The organism is Gluconobacter sp. OJA (assembly GCF_039638325.1).
Lineage (GTDB): Bacteria > Pseudomonadota > Alphaproteobacteria > Acetobacterales > Acetobacteraceae > Gluconobacter > Gluconobacter cerinus.
In genome coordinates this window covers 1947778-1960487 of sequence record NZ_JBDIWI010000001.1, presented here as the reverse complement: position 1 = coordinate 1960487, position 12710 = coordinate 1947778, and the positions used below count along the sequence as shown (strand labels likewise).

The window sequence follows — 12710 nt, the reverse complement described above, 5'->3', positions numbered from 1 at the left end:
CATGGCAAAGAAAGACTACATTCTCGCGATCGATCAGGGCACGACATCGACTCGTAGTATTGTTTTCGACAGCAATGCCCGCGCCGTGTCCATTTCACGTAGCGAATTCCCCCAGCACTATCCTGAGCTGGGTTGGGTCGAGCATGACGTGGAAGATATCTGGGAAGATGTTCTCGAGACGGCGCGTGAAGCGATTTCCACGGCTGGTGGTGTTGGGCGGATTGCTGCGATCGGCATTACCAACCAGCGCGAAACAGTCGTGGTCTGGGACCGCAAGACCGGCAAGCCCATTCATAATGCGCTTGTCTGGCAGGATCGCCGGACGGCTCAGGAATGTAATCGCCTGCGTGAGCAGGGCGCCGAAGAAATTGTTCGTGATAAGACGGGCCTTCTGCTGGACCCCTATTTCTCAGCAAGCAAGATTGCCTGGCTTCTTGATAACGTTGCAGGTGCCCGCAAGCGTGCTGAAGCAGGGGAACTGGCCGCGGGCACGATCGACAGCTTCCTTCTGTGGCGTCTGACGGGTGGCAAACGCCATGCAACCGACATCACGAATGCCTGCCGCACCTCCCTGTTCAACATTCACACCCTTCAGTGGGATGATGAACTGCTGAACCTGTTCAATGTGCCTCGTGCGCTTCTGCCTGAAGTCCAGGATAACAGCGGCCTGTTTGGCAAAACAGAGCCTGACCTGTTTGGTGAATCCATCGTGATCGGTGGTATGGCGGGTGACCAACATGCTGCTCTCATCGGGCAGGCCTGCTTTGAAGAAGGCATGGCGAAAGCGACCTATGGTACGGGCTGCTTTATGCTCCTGAACACAGGCGAGAAGCCAATTCAGTCCAATAACCGTTTGCTGACGACCATTGGTTACCGGATTGGCAACAAGACGACCTATGCTCTCGAAGGATCCATCTTCGTGGCAGGCGCCGGCATCAAGTGGCTGCGTGACGGTCTGCAACTGATCACGCATGCGTCTCAGACCGATGATATGGCAACCCGTATTCCGGACAGCCACGGCGTTTACATGGTGCCAGCTTTTGTTGGGCTTGGCGCGCCACATTGGGATCCTGAAGCACGCGGCATGATCTGTGGTCTCACGCTGGGCTCGACGCAGGCACACATTGCCCGTGCGATGCTGGAATCTGTTGCGTACCAGACCTATGACCTCGTTCACGCCATGCGTCAGGACGGTGCGATGCGGGCCAAGACGTTGCGTATTGACGGTGGCATGGCCGCTAACGACTGGTTTGCCCAGTTCCTCGCCAGCATGCTTAAGGCCGATGTGGAGCGCCCTGTAAACGTTGAGACCACGGCCGTTGGCGCTGCTTTCCTTGCCGGGTTGTACGTTGGTGTTTGGGGTAGCCTGGAAGAAGTTGCAGCAACCTGGGCTCAGGAGCGTCTGTTCTCGCCGCGTATGGATCCTGCCCAGCGCCGCATCATGCTGGACGGCTGGCAGAATGCAGTTCAGCGCACCCTAACGCCGCATGCGGCGAGTGCTGCGCCAGTGCGCGCCAGCAAGCCAAAGGTTGATACAGTTCAGGCAGCCTGACCGCTCTTCAGGTCTGCTTGATATGGCCGGTCTATTCGTCGGGGGACGAAGGCCGGCCTTTTTTATGTTCTGGGTTGGCCAGGAAAAATTGGAATTTCAGGCGGCATCCGGTGATGATGGCTGATCGCGTTCCAGCCAGGCCAATGTGCCAATTTGTGCTGCCGACGCGAGGGTCACAAGATAATTCAGGCACAGGAAAGCTTGAGTAATGAGGCTGATTGTTTTCAGTTGGCTCAGCTGAAACTGGTCATGAATGAGCGTAAAAGCCAGTAACAGAGGCATGATGACAGCTCCTGCACTCATCACGACGAGGGCAGAGTTTCGGCATGTCAGGATGGTTTGCTGCTCTCGTTCATCCCTGTCCCAAGCACTCAGTCTGTACAAAGGATGCTGCAGTTTTATCCGGGCGCAAATATTCAAAAGAAACGTTCCGCTGATGAAGAATACTGACATCATCCAGCCGGGGCTCAGCAGGAATATTGCGCTTGGGAAAAGTATGGTTGCGAAGACTGCAATCGTGACAGGTTTCCAGAGGGGAATTGTGTTTGTCGGTGACACCGGTGTTCCGTCTGGAAACAGTCCTCCAAGCCAGAAAACAGGACGGCCAATGATATTGGCTACATTGTCAATGACGCTGAAAAATTTGTCAGTGGGGCGAGGAGAGAATGTCACTGTTTTCCAGCCTCCATGCGCGCGCGCATCTGTTCGACAAGTGAATCAAATGGCGTCAGAGAGAAAACCATTTCGACCTCTGCTTTCAGAACCGCACAGATCTTCATCGCGAGTTCCAGACTGGGTTTGTAATCGCCGCGTTCCAGATAGCCGATCGTCTGGGGGTTAACCTTTACGGCTTCAGCGAGGTCTTTACGTGAAAGACCTCGTTCAGCCCGGAAAAGAGCAATACGGTTATGCATAAATATTGTGTATACACAACGGATAGATGCTTTTCTACAATTTTAGACGCACTCAGGCATCAATATTCAAGGAAGCAGCAGTGCTCGTGCGTAATTCGCGGCAAAGGGTAGCGTTCTGTTTCAGATCCACCCCATAGGCGGGGAAAATCTCTTTAAGACGTGGCAGCCATTCATTTGAAGAAATCTTCTGAGGAAAGCACTTTTCCACGACTTGCAGCGCTACTGAGGCTGCGATGGATGCACCTGGAGATGCACCGAGAATTGCAACAAGCGACTGATCGGAACTGCGGACCAGCTCTGTGCCGAAGCGCAGGACACCATGAAGGCCTTTGTCCGGCTTGATGATCTGAACACGCTGTCCGGCCACAATCTTCGTCCACTGGCTTTCATCAGCCTGAGGATAGAAGTTCAGAAGCGACTGGAAGCGCTTGTGGTCGCTCTGTGTTACTTCGCGCACCAGATAGTTCAGGAGCGACAGATTATCTTTGCCTGCGGTCATGGCGGGAATGATGTTGCTGCTGTTCAAGGAGTCGAAATAGTCCCTCCAGGAGCCGCTCTTGAGAAATTTGGTGGAAAAACCCGCATACGGACCAAAAAGAAGGCAGGATTTCCCGTCGATCACCCGCGTATCCAGATGTGGGACAGACATTGGGGGAGATCCGACGGGCGCTTTTCCATAAACTTTCGCATGATGGCGCTGCGTGATGGCAGGGTTGGTGCATTGCAGCCACAAGCCGCTCACTGGGAAGCCTGCGTATCGGCGTGCTTCAGGAATACCGGATTTCTGAAGGAGGGGCAGTGCTGCACCGCCTGCGCCGATAAAGACAAATCGCGTCAGCACAGACCTGTGTGCCCCCGTTTGCATATTGACCGCAGTGACACGCCAACGACCATCGGTTGTTTTGGTCAGGTCCGTCACGCGATGACGGTAGAAGCTGTGGAAGCCGGGGGCGGTCTGCAAGCCAGAGAGAAGGCTTCTGGTCAGGGCCCCGAAATCGACATCCGTTCCGCTTTTAATGCGGGTCGCTGCCACAGGAATAGACAGATCCCGACCTTCCATCGCAAGAGGGGCCCAACTCGCAATGACAGCAGGGTCTTCGCTATATTCCATTCCGTCAAAGCAGTGGTGGTTGGCCATGGCGGTGTAGCGCGCTTTAAGAAAAGCAACGTCAGCTTCACCCCAGACAAGACTGACATGAGGGCAGGCGTGAATGAACGTGCCCGGATCTGCAATTCGGCCGGTTTGTACCCAGTGCGCCCAGAGTTGGCGGGAAATATCGAACTCGGTGTTGACCGCCAGAGCCTTGGAAATATCCACGCTGCCATCTGCACGCTGCGGCGTGTAATTCAGTTCACAGTTTCCTGCGTGCCCGGTCCCGGCATTGTTCCAGGCCTTTGAACTTTCCTGCCCACACTGTTCCAGTGTTTCAAACAGCGTAATGGAGAGTTCGGGGGACAGTTCTTTCAGGAGGGCGGCGAAAGTTGCGCTCATGATGCCGCCTCCAATCAGAACGACATCCGGGAACGCGGCAGAAGCTGAAGACATTGCAGGCAGGGTCCGTAAAAGCAGAATATCAGAAGGGTGGTGTTATCCCCGATAAACGGGCCCGTTGGGAAGCAGCTTTCCCGGATTGAGAATATGGTGAGGGTCCATCGTATTCTTCAGCGCACGCATGACGCCGAGTGAGCCTTCACCGTGCTCCTGAGCCAAAAACTCCAGTTTCCCCAGTCCAACCCCGTGCTCGCCACTACAGGAACCTCCGAGAGCCAGTGCCCGACCGACAATTTTCCGGTCCAGATCCAGGGCTTGAGCATAGCCGTCCGGGGAATGTTCGGTGATGATGAGCGTATGGAAATTTCCGTCTCCGACGTGGCCCAGAAGAGGGGCCTTAAGACCGGATGCGGCAATGTCGCTTGAGACACCGGCAATCAGTTCCCCCAGTCGTGAGATTGGAACAATGCAGTCTGTTGAGATGACCCGGGCGGTTGGATCGATGGCCTTTGCGGCCCAGTAGGCATCATGGCGCGCTTTCCACAGACGTGCCCGGTCTTCCGCGCTGTCGGCCCAGGCAAAACCAAGCCCATTGTTTGCGAGAGCGATCTCCTGGGTTGCGGTAACCTGTTCCTGTACGGCTGCAGGGGCGCCCGCAAATTCAAAAAATAGCGTTGTCAGGGGGCGATAGCCGGTCAGTTTGGAGTATCGGATGGATGCATCCATCTGAACACTATCCATCAATTCCACACGGTTAATCGGAATGCCGCATTGGATGATTTCCATTGCAGTCTGAACAGCATCGTTCAAGGATTCAAATTGGCAAACTGCAGCGGAGAGGGTGTCAGGGCGGCCATGCAGCTTGAGCTGGATTTCCGTAATAATCCCGAGCGTGCCTTCAGAGCCGATGAAGAGGGACGTCAGATCGTAGCCAGTGGAAGACTTGCGGACGCGACCGCCGGTTCGGATCACTTCACCGGTCGCAAGCACGACAGTCAGACCCAGCACGTTTTCCTTTATGGTGCCGTAGCGCACGGCTGCCGTTCCGGAAGCGCGGGTCGCGCACATGCCGCCCAGAGTAGCTTCACCGCCCGGATCGACGGGAAAGAAAAGTCCTGTATCGCGGATCTGTGTGTTGAGAGCCTGTCGGGTGAGGCCCGCCTGTACGCGGCAATCCAGGTCGTCCGGGTTCATCTCCACAATGCCGGTCATGCGGGAGAGATCGAGGCTGATGGCGTGTTCTGGCGGCGTGACATGCCCTTCAACAGAAGTGCCAGCACCAAACGCGACTAAAGGAACGCGAGAGGCATGACATTCTTTCAGAACGGTTGAAACATCGTCCGTGCTTTCAGCGAAGATGACAGCTCCGGGCAGGCGAGCTGCTTCCATGGCTTCACCGTGACTATGTTCTTCCAGCACAGAAGGGACCCTGCTGATCCGGCTGCCCAGCCGTGTTTCAAGCCGGGAGAGAACAGTGTGCAGGCGTTCTTCTGCGGAGGGGGAAAGAACTGTCATGGAATATCCGAAATGAAAAATCTTCAATTTTGTAAAATTATTATAAATCCGACAGCTGAAAAGACAATCTATATGCGGTGCTCTCACGGAGTGCAGATAAGAAAAACGCCCCATATTGGGGCGTCTTTTTGGAAGTGTAAGATGAATGAACGTTAGTTGGTGCTGCGTCGGTCAATGATGAGCAACAGGAGATAGGGAAGAAAGAAATACAGGGCCATGACCACCATGAGTGGTTTGAGCAGCCATCCCATATCTGCGTGCAGGACAGAGCGGCTGAACATGTTGGCCAGTCCCAAAAGACAGGCCACGCAGAAGAGGCCAAAAAAGTTGGCGAAGAAGCCACGTTCACCGTTGATGAGTCGAAGCTGGGCAAGAAGCCCGCCGATTTGCTGTGATGCCATGACCGTGGTTCTCCGTTGAGTCAGACAGTGAAGTATTTGGCGCGCGGATTCAGCACCACGAGAGCAGACGTTGACTGCTCAGGATGAAGCTGGAACCCGTCAGAGAGGGAAATCCCAACGCGCTCGGCATCCAGAAGGCGCAGGATTGGTTCCTGATCCTCAAGGCGGGGGCAGGCAGGATAGCCGAAGGAATAGCGTGACCCACGATAGGACTGGGAGAGCATTTTCTCCATGTCACGATCATCTTCCGCCGCGAAACCAAGCTCTGCACGGATCCGTTTGTGGGTGTATTCAGCCATGGCTTCCGCCATCTCGACCGAAAGGCCATGCAGATAGAGGTAATCCTGATAGCGATTGGCCTCGAACCATTCCCGGGCAAGGTCTGATGCTTTCTGCCCAACGGTAACAACCTGAAGCCCAACAACGTCGCGGTGCTCATCATTGATGTCACGCACGAAGTCAGCGATGCACTCGCCGTCGTCCTTCGGCTGGCGGGGCAGGGTGAAGCGCGCGGCTTCTGTCTTGCCATCTTCTTCAAACAGGATGAGATCGTTTCCGTCACCAGCAGCTTTCCAGTATCCATAGATGGCCTGCGGGCGAAGGATTTCCTGCTCCGCACTGAGCGCCAGCATGCGCTTCAGGACGGGGCGAAGTTCCATCTTCGCATACTCCATGAACTCCTCAAGGGAGCGTCCCTGTTTCCGGAAGCCCCACTGGAACTGATAGAGTGAGCGTTCATTCAGGAACGGCAGCACGGCATTAGGCGCAGCTTCCACTACCCGGGCGCCCCAGAAAGGCGGCGTGAGAGGAGGCAACTCGCCTGAGATCCGATTGCGACGCTCCCTGGCAGCGGCAGGATCAACTGTGCCGAAGCCACGCGTTTCAGCACTTTCCGGAGCACGCGCATTTTTGCGGCTTGCCTTGCCCGCACGGCGGCTCTGGATCGCTCCCAGATAGCCGTCAAACTCTTTTTGCGCGATCTTGTCCATCAGGGACAAACCATCAAACGCATCTCTGGCGTATGCGACACGGCCTGGCTCGCCGTCTCCGTAAGACAGGGCGCATTCTTCTTCGACGTAGTTTCGGGTCAGGGCCGCGCCACCAAGAATAACGGGAACATCGAAGCCTTGCCGTTTCATTTCCGCGAGGTTCTCACGCATGATGACGGTGGATTTTACGAGGAGCCCTGACATGCCGATAGCGTCAGCATTATGTTCCTTGGCTGCAGCCATCATGTCAGCCAAAGGCACTTTAATGCCGAGGTTGATCACCTGATAGCCGTTATTGGTCAGGATAATGTCCACAAGGTTCTTGCCAATGTCGTGGACGTCACCCTTCACCGTAGCAAGAACCATCGTGCCGCGATGCTGGCCTTCTTTGCGCTCCATGTGCGGCTCAAGCCAGGCTACGGCTGTTTTCATGGTCTCGGCAGATTGCAGCACGAACGGAAGCTGCATTTTGCCAGAGCCGAAAAGTTCGCCCACGACTTTCATGCCGTCCAACAGAACGGTGTTGATGATGTCGAGCGGGGCCATATCCTGCATGGCGGCATCCAGATCATCCTCGATGCCTTTACGGTCCCCGTCTACAATCCGGTCCTTGAGGCGTTCCGCAGGTGTTTCAGCGCGGCGCTTCTTGACGGCATCCGCAGCTTTTCGGCCAGCAAAAAGCTCCAGAAGCTTCTGGAGCGGATCATAATCGGTAGTCCGACGGTCAAAGATCAGGTCTTCCGCGACTTTCACTTCTTCCGGTGCAATCAGGTGCAGCGGACGGATTTTTGAAACATGTACGATCGCGCCGGTCATGCCTGCTTTGACGGCATGGTCCAGAAATACGGAATTCAGAACTGCACGTGCCGCAGGGTTCAGACCAAAGGAAATGTTCGAAAGACCCAGCACGATCTGGATGTCAGGGAATTTATCCCGGATCATCCGAATACCCTCAAGCGTCCAGACGCCAAGCTTACGGTCGTCTTCCATGCCCGTTGCGATGGTGAATGTCAGCGGGTCGATCATCAGGTCGGACTGGGGCAGCCCATACTGATTACAGGCGAAATCAACCAGACGTTCTGCAATGCGCAGCTTGTCTTCTGGCGTCTTGGCCATGCCCACTTCGTCAATGGTCAGGGCAATCATCGCGGCGCCGAACTTCTTTGCCAGCTTCATGCGGGCATGCGCCTGCTCTTCACCATCCTCAAAATTGATTGAGTTGATGATCGGCTTGCCGCCATGCAGCTTCAGAGCGGCCTCAATGACTGGTGTCTCGGTTGAATCGATGACCAGAGGCGCATTAACGGATGACGTGAAGCGCGTGACGACTTCGTTCATCTCCGCGACTTCGTCTCGGCCAACGAAGGCGGTGCAGACGTCCAGAGCGTTGGAGCCTTCGGCAGCCTGTTCCCGGCCGACGGCTACGCAGCCATCCCAGTCGCCTGCTTCCTGAAGTTCACGCCATTTTTTTGAACCGTTGGCGTTGCAGCGCTCGCCGATGGAGAAGTAGCTGTTTTCCTGCCTCAGCGGCACCTGCGAGTAGAGGCTGGATACAGACGGCATCCAGATCGTGCTACGCTTGACCGGAGCCGGACGGTATTTTTCGCCACCCACGCGGCGCAGCATGCCGTCCAGAGCCTGAATATGAGGCGTGGACGTTCCGCAGCACCCGCCGATCAGGTTGAGTCCGTCTTCACGGATGAAACGCTCCATCCACACAGCCATCTCGTCCGGGCTGAGAGGATAGACTGTTTTACCATCTACCAGTTCCGGGAGACCGGCGTTGGGCTGCATGGAAATCAGGCCCGGCCAGTTTTCAGACAACCAGCGGACGTGCTCAGCCATTTCCTGCGGGCCGGTCGCACAGTTCAGGCCCAAAGACGGGACGTCCAGCGCGTTGACGGTTGTGGCTGCCGCAGCGATGTCGGGTCCAACGAGGAGGGTGCCGGTGGTTTCGACCGTCACCTGTACGAAAATGGGAGCGTCCGACCCGAGTTCGATCCGTGCGGCTTTGGCCGCGTTGACGGCAGCTTTGATCTGGAGCGTGTCCTGACAGGTCTCAATCAGGAACCCATCGACACCACCGTCGATCAGGCCACGGCACTGTTCGATCAGGCCGGCTTCGAGCGTGTCATAATCGATGTTGCCAAGCGTCGGCAGTTTCGTTCCGGGCCCGATGGAGCCCATGACGTAACGATGGCGGCCGTCACAGAAGGTCTCTGCGGCCTCTCGGGCCAGCGTGGCAGCAACACGGTTAATTTCGCGGCTTCGGTCCTGAAGGTCGAACTCAGCAAGAGTAACGATCGAGCCACCAAACGTGTTGGTCTCGACCATATCCGCGCCAGCTTCGAAATAGCCGCGATGAATTTCGCGAACCAGCTCAGGGCGGGAAAGATTCAGGATTTCCGTGCAGTTTTCCTGGCCCCAGTAGTCTTTCTCAACTTCCAGATCGAGCATCTGCACGCGCGATCCCATACCACCGTCACACAGCAGAACCTGGTCTGACAGGGCATCAAGCAGATGGGGACGTGAGGACATTGAGGCGCTCTTCAGGAATAAAATCAGGACGGGATATTATGCCAGGCGATTGGGCCCAGCATGGAGGCCTGCCTGTATAACGGTTGAGGGAAGCTGCTGGCAAACCGGATCTGTCCTGTCCTTCTTTTAACAGGCCTGTCATATGTGGTGCATCTTCCTGAATTGGGAATCCCTTCTCGCGGAACAGCAATGACAAATTCAGTTGGTCGTTTCCTTCCACTCTTTATAGCAGTCGCCATTCTGTCCTGGGCCAGTGCGTATCCGGTTGTGCGTATTGCCCTGCATGACTTTGCACCTATCCCGCTCGCGGCCGTACGATATGCCATCGCCGCCATTGCTGCGGGGGGCTGGCTGCTCTGGAAACGCCCAGCTCGTCTGCAAAAAGCTGATATTCCGCAGGTTCTGGGATGCGGTGCGGTTGGCATCACGCTGTACAATATCTTTTTTAACTGTGGCGAAGTGACAGTCTCCGCGGGGGCCGCGAGCCTCCTTATCAGCGCAGCGCCTCTTATGGCCGGGCTCATCGCCATGGCGTTTCTTGGTGAGCGCATGTCTCTTTTGGGATGGGCTGGGTCCATCCTGAGTTTTGCTGGTGTTGTTCTAATTGCCCAAGGGCAGGCCGGGGGATTGTCCTTCGGTTCAGGTGCGACATTCGTGTTCGGAGCTGCTGTTTGCGGAGCGCTCTACACGAATCTTCAGAAAGGGCTGATCCGTCGGTACGGTGCTCTTACAACGATCGCTTATATTCTGATCAGTGGTGCTCTGTTCCTGCTGCCATGGCTGCCAGAAGGATTGGCCAGTTTTTCTCATGCATCATGGGCAGGACGGGCATCCGTGCTGGAACTGGGCATTTTCCCCGCCGCAATCGGATATGCTGCCTGGGCCTTTGTGATCGGGCATCTGGGAGCTACGCGGGGCGCTGCGCTGCTGTATCTGCTCCCGCCTGTCACGATGGTTCTGGCCTATATTCTGACCCATGAGATTCCTACGTTCCGGACACTCATTGGCGGTGCCATTGTTATGGCTGGCGTTATTGTCACCAACACATGGGGGCGCCACCCTGTTGCGGCACCAAGCGGCCGGTTGAACAACTGATGTCTCAGCTCTTTCTCTCGGTTGTCACGGATCTTTCTAACTGGCCGTCATCGCGCAGGGCAGACGTCGTTCTTGTAGCGGATGTACCGGGAGAGGGCTGGTCAGACGTAGTGTCCTTGCCAGCACCCTCTCCATTTCGCAAGAGACACGGCATTGGGTGTTCCTGCTGCTCGCGAGAGGGGCTGTCGATGGTCTTGGCCCAAGTTTTTCAGGATCATGTGACGGGGGCAAGATCGACAATTCGGGGAGTGGTCGTTCTTGTCGGTGTTCAGGAGCAGCGGGACGTTCTGCAAATGCTTGAACAGGATGTGCTGGTGAGAGCCAGATATCGCCTTCAGGACTGATGACTTGCTCGCTCCCATGGAGGAACGGGCGCATAACGTGCCGCCAGAAAATCGATCATCACTCGGACTTTGAGCGGAACGTGCGTTGTGGGCACATACACTGCATGCAGATCTGGCCCTTCAAGCAAGGGAGTATCGAGCGTGATAGGTTTGAGAAGGCCTGACTGAAGCTCATCGGCGACAATAAATGTCGGCTGATAAAGAATGCCCTGGCCAGCCAATGCTGCCGTGCGCAGAACGTCTCCATTATTGGAGCGCAAACTGCTTTTGACCGGAATGGTCCGTTCTCCCCGGCGTCCGAAACTCCAGCGTGTGGTGCCCACGGGGTCGCTGAGGGTGTAGCCGAGGCAGGTGTGATGTTCGAGGTCACTGACCGTGGCCGGAGTGCCGTGTTTGGCCAGATAGGAGGGGGCGGCACAAAGCGTGAAGTTGATATGCGCCAGACGCCGGGCTTTGAGGCTGCTGGGCAACAGATGGCCGATCCTGAGAGTTAAATCCCACCCTTCAGCAATAGGATCGACGCGGCGATCATCCACGCCCAGTTCGACTGTCACCAAAGGGTATTTCTGGCTGAACTCTGGCAGGAGAGGGGCGACATGGCGAATGGCGAAAGATACGGGCGTATTCATGCGCAGCAGCCCACGGGGCTCGGCTGCGCCTGCGGTGACTTCCTGCTCCATGTCTTCGAGGCTGCTCAGGAGTTTCTGGCACCGATCGAGATAGAGTTGCCCAGATTCAGTCAGTGAGAGACGGCGCGTGCTGCGATGGAAAAGTGCTACGCCCAGATGGGCTTCGAGCGCTGACACGTGTTTTGTCACCATCGTCTGGGATAGGCCCAGAGACCGTGCGGCAGCAGCAAAGCTTCCTTGTCCCACCACCCGAACGAAGGCTTGCATACTGGTAATCCGGTCGAGCACTTCACACTCCTGGTGCCAGATGACTTTCCTGTAGTCAGGATTATCGTTGTCCCAGTTTGATGACAACCTTCGCGGCAGATCGACTGACGACGGAGTTTCTCATGACGGATAATTCGAGGCAGACAGGGCCGATAGAACGCCAGCCTGCTATTTTTATTCCTCATGGGGGTGGTCCCTGCTTTTTCATGGACTGGCCGGATGTCTGGGATCGAATGGCGGAGCATTTGCGTGGGGTCGCTGCTACGTTGCCTCAGCGTCCTGCTGCTTTGGTTGTTATGTCGGGGCATTGGGAAACTGACCGGGTTACTGTGACAACAGGCACTCATCCCCAACTGATCTATGACTATTACGGCTTTCCTGCCCACACTTACGAGCTCCAGTATCCGGCCCCAGGCTCTCCGAAGCTTGCTGAACGTATTCAGAATCTTCTTGCAAAGGCGGGAATTGCGAGTGGTGGAGATGCCTATCGTGGGTTTGACCACGGAGTGTTCATTCCGCTCATGCTGGCGTTCGAAAAGGCCGATATTCCCGTCGTTGAGATCTCCTTACCGTTGAATGCGACGGCTGAGGACGTGATGGAAATCGGCAGAGCTTTGGCCCCGCTACGAGATGAAAACGTGCTGCTGGTGGGAGCCGGGATGACGTATCACAATCTGCGACGTTTCCTGCGTCCAGACGCAGAGGCTGACGAGCAGTCTCGGCATTTCGATGACTGGCTTTATTGGGCTGTAAGTGAGGAGCCTAACCAGCGTTCGTCCCGGCTGGCACGATGGACAGATGCTCCGTTTGCTCAAGACTGCCATCCGAAGGCCGAGCATCTGTTACCATTGATGTTTGTGGCGGGCGCGGCAGGAACGGACCCGGGTGTCCGAGATTATAGTGATACCGTCATGGGGAAGGCGTTGTCCGGCTTCCGCTTCGGTTGAACTTGCTTCTGTTTCAATTCAAAAAAG

Annotated in this window: 11 protein-coding genes; 4 read left to right on the top strand and 7 right to left on the bottom strand. The window is 55.9% G+C overall.

Annotation, left to right across the window (positions count from 1 at the left end):
- The first annotated feature begins 1 nt into the window (after position 1).
- Positions 2-1552 carry a glycerol kinase GlpK gene (gene glpK, locus ABDK75_RS08900; protein ID WP_202206729.1) on the top strand — a complete coding sequence of 517 codons (1551 nt, stop codon included), beginning with the start codon at positions 2-4 and terminating at the stop codon, positions 1550-1552.
- A 96-nt stretch (positions 1553-1648) separates the two neighbouring features.
- Here the strand turns inward: glpK and ABDK75_RS08895 are convergent, their stop codons facing one another.
- The 6 genes from ABDK75_RS08895 to metH form a co-directional block, all read right to left on the bottom strand.
- Positions 1649-1834, bottom strand: coding sequence for a hypothetical protein (locus tag ABDK75_RS08895; RefSeq protein ID WP_143412304.1), 186 nt, complete (start codon positions 1832-1834; stop codon positions 1649-1651).
- A gap of 386 nt (positions 1835-2220) precedes the next feature.
- A complete protein-coding gene (locus ABDK75_RS08890) occupies positions 2221-2466 on the bottom strand; it encodes a helix-turn-helix transcriptional regulator (protein WP_211516457.1) in 246 nt (81 codons plus the stop codon).
- A 52-nt stretch (positions 2467-2518) separates the two neighbouring features.
- A complete protein-coding gene (gene mqo, locus ABDK75_RS08885) occupies positions 2519-4012 on the bottom strand; it encodes a malate dehydrogenase (quinone) (protein WP_346005607.1) in 1494 nt (497 codons plus the stop codon).
- A 42-nt stretch (positions 4013-4054) separates the two neighbouring features.
- On the bottom strand, positions 4055-5473 hold the full coding sequence (locus ABDK75_RS08880; RefSeq protein WP_346005605.1) for an FAD-linked oxidase C-terminal domain-containing protein: 1419 nt from the start codon (positions 5471-5473) through the stop codon (positions 4055-4057).
- A 152-nt stretch (positions 5474-5625) separates the two neighbouring features.
- On the bottom strand, positions 5626-5874 hold the full coding sequence (locus tag ABDK75_RS08875) for a hypothetical protein (protein WP_099210124.1): 249 nt from the start codon (positions 5872-5874) through the stop codon (positions 5626-5628).
- A 20-nt stretch (positions 5875-5894) separates the two neighbouring features.
- The gene (metH, locus tag ABDK75_RS08870) at positions 5895-9401 is read right to left on the bottom strand and encodes a methionine synthase (RefSeq protein ID WP_346005603.1); all 3507 of its coding nucleotides are present in this window, start codon (positions 9399-9401) and stop codon (positions 5895-5897) included.
- 189 nt (positions 9402-9590) lie between these two features.
- Between metH and ABDK75_RS08865 the strand changes: the two genes are divergently transcribed.
- Both ABDK75_RS08865 and ABDK75_RS08860 read left to right on the top strand, forming a co-directional pair.
- Positions 9591-10496, top strand: a complete 906-nt coding sequence (locus tag ABDK75_RS08865) for a DMT family transporter (RefSeq protein WP_086633950.1) — start codon at positions 9591-9593, stop codon at positions 10494-10496.
- Positions 10496-10840 (top strand): hypothetical protein, encoded by a 345-nt coding sequence (locus ABDK75_RS08860; protein ID WP_346005602.1) that lies wholly within the window; start codon positions 10496-10498, stop codon positions 10838-10840. Before ABDK75_RS08865 ends, ABDK75_RS08860 begins: the two co-directional genes overlap by 1 nt.
- Here the strand turns inward: ABDK75_RS08860 and ABDK75_RS08855 are convergent.
- A complete protein-coding gene (locus tag ABDK75_RS08855; RefSeq protein WP_346005601.1) occupies positions 10831-11757 on the bottom strand; it encodes a LysR family transcriptional regulator in 927 nt (308 codons plus the stop codon). The two genes, ABDK75_RS08860 and ABDK75_RS08855, sit on opposite strands and share 10 nt — an antisense overlap.
- Before the next feature lie 101 nt (positions 11758-11858).
- Between ABDK75_RS08855 and ABDK75_RS08850 the strand changes: the two genes are divergently transcribed.
- Positions 11859-12683, top strand: coding sequence for a class III extradiol ring-cleavage dioxygenase (locus ABDK75_RS08850; protein ID WP_346005600.1), 825 nt, complete (start codon positions 11859-11861; stop codon positions 12681-12683).
- Positions 12684-12710: the final 27 nt, after the last annotated feature.

Bases quoted from the DNA above. Each gene is read 5' to 3' on its own strand.
- ABDK75_RS08860 (WP_346005602.1), top strand. From the start codon at position 10,496: ATGTCTCAGCTCTTTCTCTCGGTTGTCACGGATCTTTCTAACTGGCCG.
- glpK (WP_202206729.1), top strand. From the start codon at position 2: ATGGCAAAGAAAGACTACATTCTCGCGATCGATCAGGGCACGACATCG.
- ABDK75_RS08875 (WP_099210124.1), bottom strand. From the start codon at position 5,874: ATGGCATCACAGCAAATCGGCGGGCTTCTTGCCCAGCTTCGACTCATC.
- ABDK75_RS08850 (WP_346005600.1), top strand. From the start codon at position 11,859: ATGACGGATAATTCGAGGCAGACAGGGCCGATAGAACGCCAGCCTGCT.
- mqo (WP_346005607.1), bottom strand. From the start codon at position 4,012: ATGTCTTCAGCTTCTGCCGCGTTCCCGGATGTCGTTCTGATTGGAGGC.
- ABDK75_RS08895 (WP_143412304.1), bottom strand. From the start codon at position 1,834: ATGCCTCTGTTACTGGCTTTTACGCTCATTCATGACCAGTTTCAGCTG.
- ABDK75_RS08880 (WP_346005605.1), bottom strand. From the start codon at position 5,473: ATGACAGTTCTTTCCCCCTCCGCAGAAGAACGCCTGCACACTGTTCTC.
- metH (WP_346005603.1), bottom strand. From the start codon at position 9,401: ATGTCCTCACGTCCCCATCTGCTTGATGCCCTGTCAGACCAGGTTCTG.
- ABDK75_RS08865 (WP_086633950.1), top strand. From the start codon at position 9,591: ATGACAAATTCAGTTGGTCGTTTCCTTCCACTCTTTATAGCAGTCGCC.
- ABDK75_RS08890 (WP_211516457.1), bottom strand. From the start codon at position 2,466: ATGCATAACCGTATTGCTCTTTTCCGGGCTGAACGAGGTCTTTCACGT.